This is a genomic window from Stutzerimonas sp. C6.4V, from assembly GCF_058536345.1.
In genome coordinates this window covers 2,639,851-2,659,671 of the sequence record NZ_JBZUBM010000001.1, presented here as the reverse complement: position 1 = coordinate 2,659,671, position 19,821 = coordinate 2,639,851, and the positions used below count along the sequence as shown (strand labels likewise).

Sequence of the window (19,821 nt, the reverse complement as noted above, 5' to 3'; positions counted from 1 at the left end):
GCGCCGTTTCCTGGAACACGACAGGCTGCGATGAGCCGGCCTTGTAGATGTGCCGCTGCGGCAGCATATTCAGGCGATGACAGACATTCCCCTACATGACGCGCTGGCCGCCTTTCATCCCGCGGTGGCCGGCTGGTTCGGTCGCAACTTTCCGGCACCGACGCCCGCTCAGGCCCGCGCCTGGCCATTGATTCGCGCCGGCAGGTCAACGCTCGTCGCAGCGCCTACCGGCTCGGGAAAGACGCTCACCGCCTTTCTCGCAGCCATTGACCAGCTGGTGCAGCACGGGCTGGCCGAAGGCGGCCTCGCCGACCGCACATCGGTGCTCTACGTCTCGCCGCTCAAGGCGTTGTCGAACGACATTCACGTCAATCTGGAGCAACCGCTGGCCGGTATCTCTGCTGAGCTGCAAGCGCGTGGTCTGCCTGCAGTGGAGATCCGCACTGCCGTGCGTACCGGCGATACGCCTCAGGCCGAACGCGCAGCGATGCGCAAGCGGGTGCCGCATATTCTGGTGACCACTCCGGAATCGCTTTATGTGCTGCTGGGCTCTGAGTCCGGACGGCAGATGCTCGCCGGTGTGCGCAGCGTGATCGTCGATGAAATCCACGCGATTGCCGGTAACAAGCGGGGTAGTCATCTGGCCTTGTCGCTCGAACGCCTGGAGGCCATAAGCGAGGGGCCGCTGGTGCGCGTCGGGCTCTCGGCTACACAAAAGCCCATCGAAGCGGTCGCCGATTTCCTGGTCGGCGCCGAACGGCGTTGCGACGTCGTCGACGTCGGCCATGGTCGTGCGCGCGACCTGGCATTGGAGGTGCCGCCCGTGCCGCTGGAGGCGGTGATGAGCAATGACGTATGGGAGCTGGTCTATGACCGGCTCGCCGCGCTGGCAGATGAGCACCGGACCACCCTGGTGTTTGTCAACACGCGGCGCATGGCCGAACGGGCCGCCCGGCACCTGAGCGAGCGCCTCGGCAATGCCGTGGTGGCCGCCCATCACGGCAGCCTGGCCCGTGAGCAGCGGCTGGATGCCGAGCAGCGTCTCAAACGCGGTGAGCTGAGGGTGCTGGTGGCCACCGCCTCGCTGGAACTCGGGATCGACATCGGCGACGTCGAGCTGGTCTGTCAGCTGGGTTCGCCGCGTTCGATTTCGGCGTTTCTGCAACGGGTCGGGCGTGCCGGGCACCAGGTCGGCGGTGTCTCCAAGGGGCGCCTGTTTCCGAGCTCACGCGACGACCTGATCGAATGCGCTGCGCTGCTCGACAGCGTGCGCCGCGGTGAGCTGGATACGCTGGTGATCCCCAAGGCCCCGCTGGATGTACTGGCGCAGCAGATCGTCGCCGAGGTGTCGTGTCGGGAGTGGCAGGAGGATGCGTTGTGGGCGTTGATCCGTCGGGCCATGCCTTACGCCGGTTTGAGCGAGGCAGATTATCAGGCGTTGCTGGGCATGCTCGCCGAGGGTTACACCACCCGCCACGGCGCACGCGGCGCCTACCTGCACCGTGATCTGGTCAGCCGCAGTCTGCGCGGACGACGGGGCGGCCGTCTGACTGCGCTGACGTCCGGCGGCACCATCGCTGACAACGCCGACTACTCGGTGCTGCTCGAACCACAGGGCTTCAATATCGGTACGGTCAACGAGGACTTTGCCGTCGAGAGCCTTGCCGGCGATGTCTTCCAGCTAGGCAATACGGCCTACCGCATCATCAAGATCGAGTCCGGTCGCGTGCGGGTCGAGGATGCGCAGGGCCAACCGCCGAATATCCCGTTCTGGATTGGCGAGGCGCCGGGGCGCAGCGACGAGTTATCCGCAGCGGTGGCGCGACTGCGAGGGGAGGTTGATGAGCGTCTGGCGGACGCCGAGTCTCGTAGGAGCCAGTGTGCTGGCGATGCCCTTACGCGGGCTGGGATCGCCAGCGAGCTGGCTCCTACAACGCCGGAAACTGCCGAGGCCACATCAAGGCTGCAGCTTGCCATTGACTGGCTCACCGACACCCTTGGCCTGCCAGACGCCGCGGCGCGCCAGATCGTCGAGTACCTGGCGCGCGCCCGTTCCGCGCTGGGCGCGTTGCCGACGCAGCAGCGGTTGATCATGGAGCGCTTCTTTGACGAGTCTGGCGGCACCCAGCTGGTCATCCATTCGCCGTTCGGCAGTCGGATAAACCGTGCCTGGGGCCTGGCGTTGCGCAAGCGCTTCTGCCGTACCTTCAACTTCGAGCTCCAGGCCGCGGCGACCGAGGATGCGATCATCTTTTCGCTGTCGACCAGCCACAGCTTCCCGCTCGATGAGGTCTGGCGTTACCTGCATCCCAACAGCGCCGAGGCGGTGCTGATCCAGGCGCTGCTCGATGCGCCGCTGTTCGGGGTGCGCTGGCGCTGGAACGCGACTACCGCTCTGGCGCTGCCGCGTATGGCCGGGGGCCGCAAAGTCGCGCCGCAGCTACAGCGAATGAAGAGTGAAGATCTGCTCGCGACGGTCTTTCCAGACCAGGTCGCCTGCCTGGAAAACATCGTCGGCGAGCGTGAGGTGCCGGATCATCCGCTGGTTGCACAGACGCTCAACGACTGCCTGCACGAGGCCATGGACAGCGATGGCTGGCTGGCGCTGCTACGGCGCATCGAAGCGGGCAATATCGAGTTGCTGGCCCGCGACCTGCCGGCACCGTCGCCGCTGGCCATGGAAGTGCTGGGCGCGCGGCCGTACGCCTTTCTCGACGATGCGCCACTGGAAGAGCGCCGAACCCAGGCCGTGCTCAATCGCCGCTGGACCGACCCTGAATCGTCTGATGACCTCGGCGCGCTGGATGCCGCTGCGATCCAGGCTGTGGGCGTGGAAGCCTGGCCCCAGGCACGCAATCCGGACGAGTTGCACGAAGCGCTGACGGGGCTCGGCTGCATCGCTGAAGCCGAAGCGCAGGCCGATCCCCAGTGGCTGGCCTGGCTGAGCGAACTGGCTCGTGGCGGGCGCGCGACGCGGATGCAGGTCGCGCAGGATCGCGCGCTCTGGTTGCCCGTCGAGCGGCTTGCACTGTTGCAGTCGATCTATCCCAGCAGTCGTTGCGAGCCGGTGCTCAAGTTACTACCTGGCTTCGATCAGCCGTCGAGCGAAGACGATGCGCTGGTCGAGCTGGTCCGCGCGCGCCTGACCGGCTTCGGCCCCTTACCGGTGCCGCTGATCGCCAGGCCGCTTGCCTTGCCGGCGTCTGCGATCGCGCTGGCGCTAACCCGCCTGGAGTCCGAAGGCTATGTGTTACGCGGCCGCTTCACGCCTGGCGCACATGAAGATGAGTGGTGCGAGCGGCACCTGCTGGCGCGTATCCACCGTTACACCGTCAAGCGCCTGCGCCGCGAAATCGAACCGGTGGAGCGCGCCGACTTCATGCGGTTTCTGTTCGACTGGCAGCACCTATCCGAGGCCACGCGAATGCAGGGCCGCGAGGCGCTCGGTACCGTGGTCGAGCAGCTGGAGGGTTTCCAAGCCGCTGCGGGCGCTTGGGAAAGCGACCTGCTGCCTGCGCGCTTGAAGAATTACGGCGGCACTTGGCTGGATGATCTCTGCCGCTCCGGCCGTATCGTCTGGACCCGTCTGGCCGGGCGAATCAAGGCCAGCAGCGGGCCGGTACGCGGCACGCCCATCGTGCTACTCCCGCGCCGGCACCTGACGGCCTGGTATGCGCTGGCCAGTGAAGCGCCGCCACCGGAGTTGTCATCCCGTGCGCAGCGGGTGTTCGAGACGTTGCAGGGGCAGGGCGCGTTGTTTTTCGACGAGCTGCAGCAGGATGCCCGCCTGTTACGCAGCGAGCTGGAAGATGCTTTAGGTGAGCTGGTCGCGGTCGGGCTGGTCAATGCCGACAGCTTCGCCGGTCTGCGGGCACTGCTGGCACCGGCAGCGAAGCGTTCACGCAGCACCCGACAGAGCCGAGGCGGCGCATTCATCGGTGGCATGGCCGATGCCGGTCGCTGGGCGCTGGTGCGTAAAGGCGCAGCGGCGGCGATCGAAGCGACGCCTGTGCGGCGGCCGCCGCTCGACCCGGAAGCCCTGGAACGCATTGCAATGACCTTGCTGCGTCGCTACGGCGTGGTGTTCTGGCGCCTGCTGGACCGAGAGGCGGATTGGTTGCCGCCCTGGCGTGAACTCCTGCGCGTCTACCATCGGCTTGAAGCACGGGGCGACATCCGTGGCGGGCGCTTCGTGGCGGGCGTGCCGGGCGAACAGTTCGCCTTGCCCGAAGCGGTTGGCCTGCTGCGTGAGGTGCGCAAGCGCCCGCTGGCCGGCGAGATGATCGCCGTCTCTGCGGTCGACCCGTTGAATCAGGTCGGCACGCTGTTACCTGGCGAGCGTGTACCCGCTATCGCGGGCAACCGCATCCTCTATCGTGACGGTGTACCCCTGGCGTTGCTGATCGCCGGAAAACCGGAGCTGCTGGCGGAGCTGGACGAAGACGACCAGCGAAAGGCCAGGCAACTGCTGGCGGTGGGGCGGAGGTAGTTTTTAAGGTTGAAGCTGGAAGTCGGAAGCCGGAAGCCGGAAGCTTGAAGAGCAGCTTTAAACTTTGCACCGCTGGGTGGCCTCCGGCTGGAGGCAGATGCGTGCTGTCATCCCCAGATGTGAGCCTTGCCTCAAGCCTCAAGCCTCAAGCAGCTGCTCGAGACTCTCGGCTTCCAGCTTCCAGCTTATCCCGCCACCAACACCCGAATCGCCTCCAAACGCAGTCCGGCTTTTTCCAGCATCGCCAGGCCTTCTTCGCGCTGCTTGCGCACGGCTTCGATCTCGCTGTCGCGCACGCTCGGGTTGACGGCTTGCAGCGCGGTCAAACGCGCAAGCTCTTCGTCGAGGCTCGCCTTCAGCTTGCGCTGCGCTTCGGCGACGCGCTCGGTGTGGCGAGGGGTGACCTTGGCTTCGGCGTCGGCGATCTGCTTGGCCAGCACATCGCGCTGGGCCTGGACGAACTTGTTCGCACTGGCGCGCGGGACGCTTTCCAGCTGATCGGTGAGCGTCTCGAACGCCACCTTGGGCGCTAGGTCGTTGCCGTTCGAATCCAGCAGGCAGCGCAACGCCAAGGGCGGCAGGAAGCGATTGAGCTGCAGGGCGCGCGGCGCCACCACTTCGCTGACATACAGCAGTTCCAGCAGGACCGTGCCGGGCTTGAGCGCCTTGTTCTTGATCAGCGCCACCGCCGTGTTGCCCATGGAACCGGACAGCACCAGATCCATGCCGCCCTGCACCATCGGGTGCTCCCAGGTCAGAAATTGCATGTCCTCGCGGGCCAATGCCTGTTCGCGATCATAGGTGATGGTCACGGCCTCGTCGTCACCAAGCGGGAAGCTGGCGTCCAGCATCTTCTCGCTGGGGCGCAGGATCAGCGCATTCTCGGAATGGTCTTCGCTGTCGATGCCAAAGGCGTCGAACAGTTCTTCCATGTAGATAGGCAGGGCGAACTGGTCGTCCTGCTCTTCGATGGCTTCGACCAGCGCCTTGCCCTGTTCGCCACCGCCGGAGTTGAGTTCCAGCAGACGGTCACGGCCGGCATGCAGGTCGGCTTCCAGGCGCTCGCGCTCAGAGCGGGCCTCTTCGATGAGCTTCTGGAACTGATCGTCGTCGCCTTCTTCGAGCTGGCTCAGCAGGCGCGGTCCGAACTGATGCTGCAGGGCGTTGCCGGTGGGGCAGGTGTTGAGGAAGGCATTCAGCGCCTCGTGGTACCACTTGAACAGACGTTCCTGCGGGCTGGTTTCCAGGTAAGGCACGTGCAGCTGGATGACATGCGCCTGGCCGATCCGGTCGAGGCGGCCGATGCGCTGCTCCAGCAGGTCGGGATGCGCCGGCAGATCGAACAGCACCAGGTGATGGGCGAACTGGAAGTTGCGGCCCTCGCTGCCGATCTCGGAACAGATCAGCACCTGCGCGCCAAACTCTTCGTCGGCGAAGTAGGCGGCGGCGCGGTCGCGTTCGAGGATGCTCATGCCTTCGTGGAACACGGTAGCCGGGATGCCGGAGCGCACGCGCAGCGCGTCTTCCAGGTCCAGGGCAGTCTCGGCGTGGGCACAGATCACCAGCACTTTGAATTTCTTCAGCATCTTCAGCGTGTCGATCAGCCACTCGACACGCGGATCGAAGTTCCACCAGCGATTCTGTGCATCCGGTTCTTCCTGCTGGCTCTGGAAGCTGACTTCCGGATACAACTCGGCATGCTCGCCCAGCGGCAGTTCCAGATACTCGGCGGGGCAGGGCAGCGGATACGGATGCAGCTGGCGCTCAGGGAAACCGCGCACGGCGGCGCGGGTGTTGCGGAAAAGGAGGCGGCCTGTGCCGTGACGGTCGAGCAATTCGCGAATCAGGCGGCTGCTGGCTTCGATATCGCCATCGGTGGCCGCAGCGAGCAGCGCTTCACCCTCGGCGCCAAGGAAGTCATGAATGGTCTGGTGCGCTTCCTGCGACAGGCGGCCTTCGTCCAGCAGTTCCTGCACCGCGCGGGCAACCGGCTGGTAGCTGGCGCTTTCCGCACGAAAGGCTTCGAGGTCATGGAAACGGTTCGGGTCAAGCAGACGCAGGCGCGCGAAGTGGCTCTCCTGACCGAGCTGCTCGGGGGTTGCGGTCAAGAGCAGAACACCGGGTGTGACTTCGGCCAGTTGCTCGACCAGCTTGTATTCGGCGCTGGCATTTTCCGGATGCCAGACAAGGTGGTGCGCTTCGTCCACCACCAGCAGATCCCAGCCGGCGGCAAAGGCAGCGTCCTGGGCACGCTCATCGTCTTTCAGCCATTCCAGCGAAACCAGCGCCAGCTGTGTGTCTTCGAAGGGGTTGCTGGCATCGCTTTCGATGAAGCGCTCGTCATCGAACAGGGCGACCTGCAGGTTGAAGCGGCGGCGCATCTCCACCAGCCACTGGTGCTGGAGGTTTTCCGGCACCAGGATCAGCACACGCTTGGCGCGTCCGGAAAGCAGCTGGCGATGAATCACCATGCCGGCTTCGATGGTCTTGCCGAGACCTACTTCGTCCGCGAGCAAAACGCGCGGGGCGATGCGGTCGGCCACTTCACGGGCGATATGCAGCTGGTGCGCGATGGGTTGCGCTCGCACGCCGCCCAGCCCCCACAGCGAAGAGGTCAGCTGTTTGCTCTGGTTTTCCAGGGTGTGATAGCGCAGCTTGAACCAGTTCAGCGGGTCGATCTGGCCGGCGAACAGGCGATCGCTGGCGAGGCGGAACTGGATGAAATTCGACAGCTGGGTTTCCGGCAGGGTGCGGGCTTCGCTCTGTGCGGTCAGGCCGTGATAGACCAGCAGGCCGTCGACATCGTCGACCTCGCGCACGGTCATCTTCCAGCCTTCGAAATGCGTGACTTCATCGCCCGGGACGAAGCGTACGCGGGTCAGCGGGGCGCTCCGGGCGGCGTACTGGCGGGTCTCGCCCGTCGCCGGGTAGAGCACGGTGAGCATCCGGCCATCTTGCATGAGGATGGTTCCCAGACCGAGTTCCGCTTCGCTGTCGCTGATCCAGCGTTGCCCCGGTAGATACTGCTGCGCCATGCCCTGCCTCCCGCTGTAAAAAAGCCCGCTATGTTAACGGATCACCGCCTGGAGAGCGACGATAGATGCCGACCGGATAGGCGTTGAAGTGTAGCGTTGCTGTTAAAGTTCACTGCAGTTCAGCCGATCAACCGGTGCAGGCCCACCTTACGGGCGCCAGTTTCCCGGTACTGTCCAGGGGAGATACAGATGCTGCCAGTCATTCCGCCAGGCACCGTTCAGGTCACCGCGCAGCAGGATGTGCTCAAGCCAAAGCCGGAAGTGGCGCCTGTAGCGCCGGTCCAGCCAAGTGCCAACGAAAGCTCGGTGGGGCTCGAACGTCGGCATCCGCAGGAGGCCGAACAGATGCTGCGCGACGAACAGCGCAGGCGGCAGCGCCGTCGAGGCTACAGCCCGGAAGAACTGGTCAAAGGTGTGATTGCCGAGGAGGATCAGGAGGCGGTGGACGCGCTACCACGCCAGGGGCTCTGGGTGGACGTCGAAGTCTGATGCCGAAAGACGGCAGTCCCACCCTGATCGAGTTGCCCCAGGCTGACCTTGCGTATTGGCCCAGCTGGGTCTGTTCCGGGTTGGCCAGCCGTTGGCTGCATGGCCTGTCGACCGATACGCCATGGACGCAACCACGGATCAAGCTGTACGGACGGCAGTTGGCCGTACCGAGGCTGGTCGCCTGGTATGGCGATGCCGGCGCACGCTATCGTTATTCCGGACTGGTCCACGAGCCTCTACCGTGGACGTCGCTGCTACGGGAAATCCGCGAGCGTGTAGAGACTCAGGTCCAACAGCCCTTCAACGGCGTATTGCTCAATCTATACCGCGACGGGCAGGACGCCATGGGGTGGCACAGCGACGACGAACCGGAGCTGGGGCCGGAGCCGCTGGTTGTCTCGCTCAACCTGGGCGCAACCCGGCGTTTCGATTTCCGCCGCAAGGGGACCGGTCGGATAGAGCACTCCCTCGAACTGGAGCACGGCTCATTGCTGGTCATGCGCGGCCCGACACAGCATCATTGGCAGCACCAGATCGCAAGAACACGCAAAGTGTCCGCGCCACGCCTGAACCTGACCTTCCGACAGATCAATAGCGAGCACGTCTTATGAGCAGCGATGAAAAGCTGATCGACTTCAGCGCCGAACGCGACAAGCGCATCCATGACATCAAGGAAAAGCGGCTGGCGGAGATGCGCCAGGCATTCGAGCAGGCGCTGCCGCTGGCCAAGCCGAAAAAGAAGCCCAAGAGCAAACCGAAAAAGCGCTGACGGGAGTCGCGCACCCGTATCAATCGCCTCGGTGGGCAAGCCGCCGGGGGCAATCGCCGATAGCTCTCTTTCCGCCGGCCATCCCGTTTTTTTGATCCAGATCAGCTTCCTCTGCGCCTTTTTTTAAAGGGCGCAGAGGCTATTGATGTCGGTCAATTTTCTTCTGGGCGAGAAGGGTGACTATGCAGCCATCAGACAGCGAAACAGCTTCGGAGGTAGGAAATCATGTTCGTCGATAATGTGGTGCTCGCAGGGGTGGTCACGGTCGGCCTGATGGTCGCCTTCCTCGGTGGCTTCGGATATTTCATCTGGCGGGATGCGCAAAAGAAGCGTTGATCCAGCTGGTGTACAGAGCACGCAAGGCATTTGGGCGACTTAGGTCGCCCTTTTTTTTGTCTCAGCTTTTGTATTGGCGCCGCGCCAACCAACAGCGCGGCAGGTCGGCCCTTCAGCCGAAGCTGATTGGTGGCAGATCCTTGAGTTGCACGGTTTCCTCACGACGCGGTGCCAGCACCTCGGCCTCCCCATCCACGACCTGTTCATCGTTCTGGTTGAAGACCCGTGTCGCTATGCGTACGCGGTTTTTCGGCAGTTTCTCGAGAATTTCCAGGCGCACGGTCAGGGTGTCGCCCAGCTTCACCGGGCGGGTGAACTTCATCGTCTGGCCAAGATAGATCGTGCCAGGGCCGGGGAGGGTGCAGGCGACCGCCGCGCTGATCAGGGCACCGCTGAACATGCCATGGGCGATGCGCTCCTTGAACGGGGTGCTGGCGGCATATTCGGCGTCCAGATGCACCGGGTTGCGGTCGCCGGACATGGCCGCGAACAGCTGGATATCCCGCTCCTCGACCCGTTTTTCGAAGCTTGCGGTCTGGCCGATTTCCAGGGCCGAGTAAGGAGTATTGCTGAGCGTGCTCATTCGTGAACCTCTGGTTGCTGGGGCGTTGCTGTACGCTGCGCTAGGCAGATCTGGACAGCAGCGGCGAGACACCGCTGCGTGGGCGTGCATTCTAGAGGGCTGCGCCGCGCTTGTCCTGCCGCCTGCGGTTCGCCCTAGTGGCCGGAGATTCACGTCACTGATTAGACCCCTCTCGCTATTGTTTGGCGCAGCGGAGCTGCTAAGTTCGCCAAAGCCCGCCGCATGTGGGCCAGACATTCTCAGGTAAAGAGGCCAATAACAATGCAACCTGACTTCTGGAATGACAAACGTCCCGCCGGTGTGCCCAACGACGTCGACATGGGTGGCTTTCGCTCGGTAGCGGAAGTGTTCGAACGCTCATGCAAATCCCACGCGAACCGTCCTGCGTTCAGCAACATGGGAGTGACGCTGACCTACGCAGATCTGGATCGTCACTCGGCGGCGTTCGCGGCCTGGCTTCAGAATCACACCGATCTGCAACCCGGCGATCGCATCGCCGTGCAGATGCCCAACCTCTTGCAATACCCCATCGCTGTCTTTGGCGCGCTGCGTGCCGGGCTGATTGTGGTCAATACCAACCCGCTCTACACCGCGCGGGAGATGCGCCATCAGTTCAAGGACTCTGGTGTCCGGGCACTGGTCTATCTCAATACTTTTGGCAAGCTGGTCCAGGAAGTGCTGCCAGACACGGATATCGAGGTGCTGATCGAGGCGCGTATCGGTGACATGCTGCCTTCGCTCAAGGGGTTACTGGTCAATGCCGCCGTCAAACATGTGAAGAAGATGGTGCCGGCTTACAACCTGCCCCAATCCGTGTCGTTCAGGCATGTCCTGCGCGACGGCGGCCGTCATAGCCTCAAGCCGGTTACGCTGAACCTCGACGATGTCGCCGTGCTGCAGTACACCGGCGGCACCACCGGCGTGGCCAAGGGCGCGATGCTGACCCATGGCAACCTGGTAGCCAACATGCAGCAAGTACGCGCCAACATGCAGCAGCTGGACGAACAAGGACATACGATCATCAAGGAAGGGCAGGAGATCATGATCGCGCCCTTGCCGCTGTACCACATCTACGCCTTCACGGTGAATTGCATGTGCATGATGGTGACCGGCAACCACAATGTGCTGATCACCAATCCGCGTGATATCGAAGGCTTCGTCAGGGAGCTGCAGAAATGGCAGTTCACCGGTTTCCTCGGGCTGAACACCCTGTTTGTTGCGCTGATGTCCCACCCGGACTTCAAGAAGATCGATTTCTCCAAGCTCAAGGGCACCAACTCCGGAGGCACGGCGCTGGTGTCCGCGGTTGCCGAGCGCTGGAAGAAGATCACCGGCGTCACGGTGACGGAGGGTTACGGGCTGACCGAGACGTCTCCTGTGGTCTGCGCCAACCCGCATGGAGAGCGGTCGCGTCTGGGCAGTGTTGGCCTGCCGGTGCCGGGCACCGGGCTTAAAATCATCGACGACGACGGCCAGGAGCTCCCGCTCGGCGAGCGCGGGGAACTCTGCGTCAAGGGTCCGCAAGTCATGAAGGGCTACTGGCAGCGTCCAGAAGCCACTGCCGAGGTGCTCGACGAGCAAGGCTGGCTGAAGACAGGCGATATTGCGGTGATCGACGAAGAGGGTTTCGTGCATATCGTCGACCGCAAGAAAGACCTGATCATCGTGTCGGGCTTCAATGTCTATCCCAACGAAATCGAAGACGTGGTGATGGCGCACCCGAAGGTAGCTGCCTGCGCCGCAGTCGGCGTACCCGATGAGCGATCCGGCGAAGCGGTGAAGCTGTTCGTGGTGCGCAGTGACGCCAACCTGTCAGTCGAGGATCTGCAGGCATACTGCCGGGAGAATTTCACCGGCTACAAGATTCCTCGACACATCGTGTTCCGGGATTCGCTGCCCATGACGCCGGTGGGCAAGATCCTGCGCCGGGAGCTGCGCGATCAGGCGTAACCAGACCTGCCAAAAGATGCCCTGCGTGTGACCGCTCGCCTGTTGTCGGTCACTTTATGTCTGAATAACGCTGTTTGGACCCTGTTCGGCCAGTTTCAAAACTGCTAACCTCGAATCCGCTTTTGGCCGGATATCCCGTACAAAAATTAACAAAACACAACAAAACAGCTGCCATATGCAGTAAAGCTGTCGCTTAGGAGTGGGGGTTACATGACCGATAACTTCTGGAAGGATAAATATCCTGTCGGGATCAAAAGCGAAATCAATCCCGATGAGTACCAGAATATTCAGGCTGTGCTCAGACAGTCGTGTGAGCAATACGCGGACAAGCCAGCCTTCAGCAATCTCGGCAAGACCCTGACCTACGCTGAGCTGTACAAACTGTCCGGGGAATTCGCAGCCTACCTCCAGCAAAGTACAGATCTGCAGCCGGGCGATCGGATCGCGGTACAGCTACCCAACCTCATCCAGTATCCCATCGTGGTGTTCGGCGCCATGCGGGCCGGTCTCATCGTGGTCAACACCAACCCGCTGTATACCGCGCGGGAGATGGAACACCAGTTCAATGACTCCGGTGCCAAGGCGCTGGTATGCCTGGCGAACATGGCTCATCTGGCCGAGGACGTGCTGCCGAAAACCGGCATCCGTCATGTCGTGATAACCGAAGTCGGCGACATGCTGCCTGCCATCAAGCGCCTGCTGGTCAACGCTGTCGTCAAGCATGTGAAAAAAATGGTCCCGGCGTATAACCTGCCGAGGGCGGTCAAGTTCAACGATGCCATGGCGCTCGGACGGGGCAAGGCGGCACGTGAGGCCAATCCGGCAAGTGACGAGGTTGCTGTGCTGCAATACACAGGCGGCACTACCGGCGTTGCGAAAGGTGCGATGCTGACCCATCGCAACATCGTCGCCAACATGTTGCAATGCCGCGCGCTGATGGGCTCGGAGCTAGGCGTGGGTTGCGAAACCATGGTCGCGCCCCTGCCGCTCTACCACATCTATGCGTTCACCTTTCATTGCATGACCATGATGCTGATCGGCGCCCACAACGTGCTGATCACAAACCCGCGCGACCTGCCGACCTTCGTCAAGGATCTGGGCAAGTACCGCTTCACCGGCTTCGTCGGGCTCAACACGCTATTCGTGGCACTGTGCAATAACGAAGAGTTTCGCAAGCTGGATTTCTCCTCGCTGAAAGCCACATTTTCCGGCGGCATGGCGCTGCAGCTGGCGGCAGCCGAGCGCTGGCAGCAGGTGACTGGATGCGAAATCTGCGAAGGTTTCGGTATGACGGAAACCAGCCCGGTGGTTTCCGTCAACCCGTTCGGCGCTATTCAGATCGGCACTATCGGGATCCCGATGCCTTCGACCCTGTGCAAGGTCATCGACGATGAGGGTAATGATCTGCCCATGGGCGCTATCGGCGAACTCTGCGTCAAGGGCCCGCAGGTGATGAAGGGCTACTGGCAGCGCCAGGACGCTACCGACGAAATCCTCGATGCGGACGGCTGGCTGAAGACCGGTGACATCGGTGTGATTCAGGATGATGGCTACATGCGCATCGTCGACCGCAAGAAGGACATGATTCTGGTGTCCGGCTTCAATGTGTATCCCAACGAACTGGAAGACGTGCTCGCGACGCTGCCTGGCGTGCTGCAATGTGCCGCCATCGGTGTGCCGGACGAGAAGTCGGGCGAGGCGATCAAACTGTTCGTGGTGGTCAAGCCGGGGGAAAGCCTGACCAAGGAGCAGGTCATGCAGCACATGCATGACAACGTCACAGGATACAAGCGACCCAAGACCGTCGAGTTCCGCGACAGCCTGCCAACGACCAACGTCGGCAAGATCCTGCGACGTGAATTGCGCGACGAGGAACTGCGAAAGCTCGGGAAGAAATAACGTTGCGTACTTAGCGAGCCGGCCTTGCGAGAGCTCTACGCACCAAGCGCTTGCCATCGAAGAAAACCGGTTCGGTTGCGAATCCTGCCCGAGGGCGCTGTTGCGTACGGCGCTTGTGCCTGTACTGCCTAGCTTCTGCTCGCTAGGTTTGCGTGGGCTGCGGGCAGCCCACCTCAGATACTGCCCGAGACTGATCGTTATGCCAGCGCTCCTGGCGCTCGCCTCTTCGTATTCTTGCCCTGAAGGCCAAAAATCCTGCACAGGTGCATGGCCCATGCACCGGCTGCCCGGCCGTTTTCAGAATCCGCCTGCAGATTGATCCAGGCCTGCGCTTGGCCGAGCGAAGTGGATAGTTGATCAAGGCTTAGCCGATCGACCTTTCTCGTCGACACCTTCACTAACACGCTTACATGCGGCGTTATGCAGCTGTCTGGCGCCCTTGCCAATGATCACAATGGCAGCATTAATCCATGGAAAGAGTGGGGGCTAGCAGATGATTTCGAATCTACGGATGAAGCTGAAATTGCTGCTGTTGGGGTTGGTGCCGACCCTGTTGCTCGCAGCGGTCATGAGCGGTGTTGCCGTGTACGAACTTCATGATCTGGCAAACCAGCAGGAGGCGCAGACTCGTGAAAGCCTGACGCGGGATCGGCGCGCCGAGCTTCGGCAATATGTCGAGATTGCCCGTAACGCGATCGGTGCACTCTATGACCGCTCCGAGGATGGCGACCTGGCGGCGCGGGCCGAGGCGGTGCGCGTGCTCGAACGCCTCTCATACGGTACCGAGGGTTATTTCTGGGGCTACGACGACCAGGCCATAAGGGTGCTGCAGGGCAACACCCGGGACAAGATCGGCCAGAGCTTCCATGACTACCAGGACCCCAACGGTGTCTACGCCATCCGGGATCTGATAAAGGCGGCCCAGAACGGTACGCACTACGTCGACTACAGCTTTGAAACGCCAGGCAGCAAGGTCATCGTCCCCAAGGTCGGCTATGCCGAATACCTGCCTAAATGGAAGCTGGTGTTTGGTACCTCACTGAATCTCGGTGGCGTCGAGCGCGATGTGCAGGCGGCACGTGCCGCGTTTCAGGAGCGTATCGATCGACTGACGACCATCATGCTCGGCTCAGCCGGGGCATTGCTGATACTGGTTGCTGGAGTCGCGCTGTTCCTGAACAATGCCATCCTGAGGCCGTTGTTATTGCTCAAGCATAATCTTGACGACATGGCTGCAGGCGACGGCGACCTGACCCACCGCCTGCCAGTCACCAGCCGCGATGAACTGGGCGAATTGGCGTCCTCTTTCAACCGTTTCGTCGAAAAGATCCACAGCCTTGTCTCGCAGGTAGCCAGCACTACCGCCCAGCTGGCCGGTCTGGTGACCTCGGTGGCAGAGCAGGCGAGTCGATCCGAAGTCGCAATGTCTCGCCAGCGCCACGAGACCGATCAGGTAGCCACTGCCATCAATGAGATGTCCGCCGCTGCAAACGAAGTCGCCATGAGCGCTCAACGTGCGGCCGAGGCGGCTCGGGAGACCGATCGGCAGGGTGGGTCCGCCAAGCGTGTTGTCGACAGCAGCATCCAGCAAATCCATGACCTGGTCGGTGAGTTGCGTGACAGTGGGCAGTCGTTGAACGGACTGCAGCACGACGTTCAAGGCATCGTCGGTGTGCTCGATGTGATTCGCGCCATCGCCGAGCAGACCAACCTGCTGGCGCTCAATGCCGCCATCGAAGCCGCCAGGGCTGGCGAGGCGGGCCGTGGCTTTGCTGTAGTCGCTGACGAGGTGCGTGCACTGGCAAGCCGCACCCAGCAAAGCACGGGCGAGATTCAGGGAATGATCGATCGGCTGCAGAACGCTACCAGCCATACCGTGACGACTATGCTGCGGGCCGGCGAGAAGGGTGAAGCCACGCGGGAGCAGGCCAACCAGGCCGGCGAATCACTGGATGCCATCTCGGCGCTGATCGGTACGATCAACTCCATGAATGCGCAGATCGCCAGCGCCGCCGAAGAGCAGACCGCTGTGGCGGAGGAAATCAACCGCAGCGTCCATCACATTGCCGACGCCGTGGATGGCGTGGCCAAGGACGCAGCGCAGGGCGCACAGACCTCACGCGAGCTCAACGCCCTGGCAGACAGCTTGCAGCGACTGGTTGGGCAGTTCCGCGTCTAGCGTTGCGGGTACATGAGCCTGGTTCGGCCGCTGCGGCACCGAACCGGGCAGGGAGGCATGGCGAGCCTGGCCAGGCGCCCGCCGCGGTGACTAGCTGAAGCGGTTGACCTCATGGTCCAGCGAGTCAGCCAGGCGCTTCAGCTGATGGGCGGTATTGGCCAGTTCGGCGCCGGCCTTGCGTCGGGACTGGTTGTCCTGCGCAACGGTATGAAGGTCCTGGCTGAGCACCGCGGCGGTGGCACTCTGCTCGCTGGTCGCGCGGGCGATATCGGCGAACTGATCGAGCGTCTGCGCGGTGTGCGTCTGGATGTCATCGAGGGTCGCGGCGACCTTGCCGTTGAGTGCCAGCCCTTGCTCCATCAAACGGTTGCCCTCATCGATGGAGGTCATCGCCCGGTTGGTTTCATCCTGGACCGACTGGATCACTTCGGTAATCTCCCGCGTGGCCTGACTGGTGCGAGCCGCCAGGCTGCGGACCTCATCGGCTACCACGGCGAAGCCACGACCCTGTTCTCCGGCGCGAGCCGCTTCAATGGCCGCGTTGAGGGCCAGGAGGTTGGTCTGCTCGGCGATGCCGCTGATCACGCCGACGATGCCGCCGATCTGCTGCGAGCGCTCACCAAGCCCGTTGATGACCTCGCCGGTGGACGACAGCGAACGGGCGATCTGCTCCAGCGCGCGCGCGGCCGCGCGCATCGACTCGGCGCCTTCGCGGGTGAGGCTGACGTTCTCGACGGTCAGCTGTTCGGTGCGGTGCATGCCGCTGGCGATTTCACTTGCCGTGGCGCTGAACTGCTGGACCGCGCTGACCATGGAATCGAGCTGGGTAGCCTGTTCGGCCGAGCGCTGCTCGGTGCCCGTGGCCAGCTTGTTGAGCTGATCGGCGCGCTGGGTAACGTCGGTGGACGAGGTGCGCACCTTGGCGACCGTACCGGACAACGATTCGGCCATCTGGTTGAAGGTTGCCGTGAGCGCGCCGATCTCGTCCTGGCGCACGACGGGGACACGCACCTTGAGGTTGCCCTCGCCGAAGGCACGGGCCTGTTCCACCAGGCGTCCGAGCGGACGCAGGCGATGACGCAGCAGGACGATGGTCGCAGCGACTGCCAGCAACAGCGCGAGCAGGCTACCCAGCGCCAGTTGAGTCCCGACGCGCCAGATCAAGGCGTCGATTTCGTCCTGCGGCAGGGTGGCCGCCACGTGCAGGGTTTCCTTCTCGACCGGTGCGGTAAGGCTGACGAACTGCTCGTTGCCGTCGCTCCAGGTCAGCGGCTGGTTTGGCTCGGCCTTGGCGATTCCGGCATCCAACTCATCCAGGGTGCTGGCACCGGCGGGCTTCACCAGCCAGCCGGTGGCGTCGTCACGCACAGCCAGCGAGCCGCCCTCGCCGATGCGGAACTGAGAGAGCGTCTGGAACTGATCCTGCTGCTCCTGGGTGTAGTCGAAGCCGACATAGAGCACCGCGATCACCTGACCGCTGCTGTCGCGGACCGGGGTGTACTGGTTCATGTACTGACGCCCGAATAGCGTCGCGCGGCCAACGTACGGCTGGGCGTTGAGAAGCGGGGCATAGCCGGGGTGCTTGCGGTCGAGCAGTGTGCCGATGGCCCGCGAGCCGTCTTCCTTTCTGACCGAGGTGGTGATGCGCAGGAAGTCGTCGCCGGTGCGCACGAAAACCGTCGCCGCGCCGCCGGTCAGCTTGGTGAATTCATCGACCAACGCGAAATCGTCGTTCAGGCGCTCGCCGTTCAGGTAGAGCGAGGCTGCCGTTCCGTCGACCGCCGGGCCCACCGTCAGGCCCGACTCGAAGCGGCGTTCGAACAGCGTGGCCATGCGTTGGGTGGTGGTACGCAGGGTTTGGTGGAAGCTGGCCAGCTGACCAGCGAGTAGCTGCGCCTCGCTGGCCAGATGCTGGCGGTGGGCGAGTTCGGTGGACTGGCCGAGCGATCGCAGGGCGAACAGGCTACTCCCGGCGATGACCACCGCCAGAACGCCGGAAAGCGCCAAGCCCAACTGGCCGGCGATACCGGAACGGGTTCCGAACATTGACTTACTCCTAGGCGGGACGGGGATCGCGCCGGTTTTTATGGTGAGGACGATTGCGGCAGGCAAAACAGCAAGGGGGTAGCGCAGGTATCGGCGTGACGGAAGCTGCCTTGAACGTAGCCGACGAGCGTCGCTGTAGGGTACCGGCGAGCCCGTATAGCCATGGTTGCCTGCAGTTGGCTGTCTTAGCTGTCGTTTCGCTGCAAAACCCGACCGGACCAATGGCAAGCACGACCATCGGCCAGGCGCGAACCGCCAAGCAGGCGGGCCGGTCTACCCGCTTATGGCCGCGTCCACTTGATGCCGTAGGGGGACGATGGCGCATGCCATTTTGCGGCCTGCCCATCAATCTCGTTGCAAGGATGAGTTACCCATGCACAAGAAAAAACAATGCACGTCGGGTAGTTGCTTCTTTCGCTTTACTGGCTTCCACCGCAGCCTTGGCTGCACCCACTGCGGAAATCCCCTCGTTCGATGATTACTGGAGTCCCGGCAAGCCCGACTCACGGGTCTGTCGAACTCCACTGCTGGTCGGCACGCCGCTCGGGCTGCCTCGCTGTATGCAGGCCAGCAACATCATGACGCACCTGCAGAACCTGCAGGACATCGCCTCCCTGAACAATGGCAATCGCGCGTCCGGTCAGCCTGGTTATCAGGCGTCGGTCGATTACGTGCGAACCACGCTTGAACGCGCCGGCTACCGGGTGAGGGTGCAAACCTTCCCCTTCCTCGCGTTCTACCCTGAGGGGCCTGGTTCACTCGCTGCGGTAGCGCCTCAGGCTACGCAGTACACCTGGGAAGAGGACTTCACCTACGCCGATCAGACCGATCCCGGGACCGTGACCGCTCCGGTCGTTCCGGTCGACCTTGCGCTCGGTCTGGGCAACACCTCCACCAGCGGGTGTGAGCCGGAAGATTTTGCCGGTTTTCCTGCCGGCGCCATTGCCCTGATGCAGCGCGGCGACTGCGCGTTCGGCCAGAAGGCGACCAACGCGGCCGCTGCCGGCGCTTCGGGCGTGATCATCTTCAACCAGGGCGATACCGAGGACCGCAAAGGCCTGCTGGTCGCCACCTTGGGCGAGGATTACGAGGGTGGCATCCCGGTGCTGTTCTCCACCTATGACAACGGCGTGACCTGGGCTGGGACCGAGGGTCTGCAGCTGAGCATGAACGTCGACGTGGTGCGCGAGCGGACTGAAACCTACAACGTACTGGCCGAAACCCGTCGCGGCGATCCTGGCAACGTGGTCATGGTCGGTGCGCATCTGGACTCGGTATTCGAAGGGCCCGGCATCAATGACAACGGTTCCGGCAGCGCCGCGTTGCTGGAGATGGCGACACTGATGAGCCGAGCTTACCCGCTGAACAAGGTGCGCTTCGCCTGGTGGGGGGCTGAGGAATCGGGGCTGGTCGGCTCGACCTACTACGTCAACCAACTGCCGGAGGAGGAAAAGCAGCAGATCAAGGCCTACCTGAACGTCGACATGATCGGCTCGCCGAATTACGCGAACTTCATCTATGACGGCGACGGCTCTGATTTCGGTCTGCAGGGCCCGCCCGGCTCCGGTGCCATCGAGCGCCTGTTCCGCTCCTACTTCCAGCTGCGCAACGCGCCGTCCGAAGGCACCGAGATCGACTTCCGCTCCGACTATGCCCAGTTCTTCGATGACGGCATTGCGTTCGGTGGGCTGTTCACCGGTGCTGAAGACATCAAGACCCAAGAGCAGGCCCAGCGCTATGGCGGTAGCGCCGGGCTGGCATACGATCCGTGCTACCACTCCGAATGCGACGACCTCAGCAACATCTCGACCGAAGCGTTGGAATTGCACGGCGATGCATTGGCCTTCGCCACCAGCTGGCTGTCCCTGTCGACCAAGATGATCGACGATGAGATAGCTGCGGCGGCCGAGCAGAGCATCGGTACCATGCGCATCCAGCAGGTGCAGGAGAAGTCGCGTTGGGGTCACTGGATCCGTTAACTACCTGAATCCGCGCCGGGCAGCCGGCGCGGTCTTTTCCATCAGTCCCTTTCCCTACGGCCAGCCG

The 19,821-nt window shown here is 62.9% G+C and carries 12 protein-coding genes; 9 read left to right on the top strand and 3 right to left on the bottom strand.

Features of this window, described 5'->3' with window-relative positions; genetic code table 11:
• Positions 1–76: 76 nt before the first annotated feature.
• Positions 77–4,489 (top strand): DEAD/DEAH box helicase, encoded by a 4,413-nt coding sequence (locus AC4LFW_RS12420; RefSeq protein WP_491819366.1) that lies wholly within the window; start codon positions 77–79, stop codon positions 4,487–4,489.
• Positions 4,490–4,674: 185 nt separating this feature from the next.
• Here the strand turns inward: AC4LFW_RS12420 and rapA are convergent, their stop codons facing one another.
• A complete protein-coding gene (gene rapA / locus AC4LFW_RS12415; protein WP_491819364.1) occupies positions 4,675–7,524 on the bottom strand; it encodes an RNA polymerase-associated protein RapA in 2,850 nt (949 codons plus the stop codon).
• A gap of 189 nt (positions 7,525–7,713) precedes the next feature.
• Between rapA and AC4LFW_RS12410 the strand changes: the two genes are divergently transcribed.
• From AC4LFW_RS12410 to ccoM, 4 genes are all read left to right on the top strand, one after another.
• A complete protein-coding gene (locus AC4LFW_RS12410) occupies positions 7,714–8,013 on the top strand; it encodes an aspartate-semialdehyde dehydrogenase (protein ID WP_491819362.1) in 300 nt (99 codons plus the stop codon).
• Positions 8,013–8,624: an alpha-ketoglutarate-dependent dioxygenase AlkB family protein gene (locus AC4LFW_RS12405; RefSeq protein ID WP_491819360.1), complete on the top strand. Its 612-nt coding sequence runs from the start codon at positions 8,013–8,015 to the stop codon at positions 8,622–8,624. The genes AC4LFW_RS12410 and AC4LFW_RS12405 overlap by 1 nt, the downstream gene beginning before the upstream one ends.
• On the top strand, positions 8,621–8,782 hold the full coding sequence (locus AC4LFW_RS12400) for a hypothetical protein (RefSeq protein ID WP_491819358.1): 162 nt from the start codon (positions 8,621–8,623) through the stop codon (positions 8,780–8,782). The genes AC4LFW_RS12405 and AC4LFW_RS12400 overlap by 4 nt, the downstream gene beginning before the upstream one ends.
• 225 nt (positions 8,783–9,007) lie before the next feature.
• Positions 9,008–9,118 (top strand): cytochrome c oxidase subunit CcoM, encoded by a 111-nt coding sequence (ccoM, locus tag AC4LFW_RS12395; RefSeq protein WP_014851898.1) that lies wholly within the window; start codon positions 9,008–9,010, stop codon positions 9,116–9,118.
• Between the two features lie 112 nt (positions 9,119–9,230).
• Here ccoM and AC4LFW_RS12390 read toward each other — a convergent pair whose 3' ends face one another.
• Positions 9,231–9,701, bottom strand: coding sequence for a MaoC family dehydratase (locus AC4LFW_RS12390; RefSeq protein WP_491819356.1), 471 nt, complete (start codon positions 9,699–9,701; stop codon positions 9,231–9,233).
• A gap of 261 nt (positions 9,702–9,962) precedes the next feature.
• On the opposite strand from AC4LFW_RS12390, the gene fadD2 reads away from it, so the two are divergent.
• The 3 genes from fadD2 (at position 9,963) to ctpM (ending at position 15,729) form a co-directional block, all read left to right on the top strand.
• Positions 9,963–11,651 (top strand): long-chain-fatty-acid--CoA ligase FadD2, encoded by a 1,689-nt coding sequence (fadD2, locus tag AC4LFW_RS12385; protein WP_491819354.1) that lies wholly within the window; start codon positions 9,963–9,965, stop codon positions 11,649–11,651.
• Positions 11,652–11,861: 210 nt separating this feature from the next.
• Positions 11,862–13,550, top strand: a complete 1,689-nt coding sequence (gene fadD1, locus AC4LFW_RS12380) for a long-chain-fatty-acid--CoA ligase FadD1 (RefSeq protein WP_491819352.1) — start codon at positions 11,862–11,864, stop codon at positions 13,548–13,550.
• 493 nt (positions 13,551–14,043) lie between these two features.
• Entirely contained in the window at positions 14,044–15,729 is a 1,686-nt protein-coding gene (ctpM, locus tag AC4LFW_RS12375; RefSeq protein WP_491819351.1) for a methyl-accepting chemotaxis protein CtpM, read from the top strand.
• A 90-nt stretch (positions 15,730–15,819) separates the two neighbouring features.
• Here the strand turns inward: ctpM and AC4LFW_RS12370 are convergent, their stop codons facing one another.
• On the bottom strand, positions 15,820–17,775 hold the full coding sequence (locus tag AC4LFW_RS12370; RefSeq protein ID WP_491819350.1) for a methyl-accepting chemotaxis protein: 1,956 nt from the start codon (positions 17,773–17,775) through the stop codon (positions 15,820–15,822).
• A 362-nt stretch (positions 17,776–18,137) separates the two neighbouring features.
• On the opposite strand from AC4LFW_RS12370, the gene AC4LFW_RS12365 reads away from it, so the two are divergent.
• Positions 18,138–19,754, top strand: a complete 1,617-nt coding sequence (locus tag AC4LFW_RS12365; RefSeq protein ID WP_491819349.1) for a M28 family metallopeptidase — start codon at positions 18,138–18,140, stop codon at positions 19,752–19,754.
• Positions 19,755–19,821 lie beyond the last annotated feature (67 nt).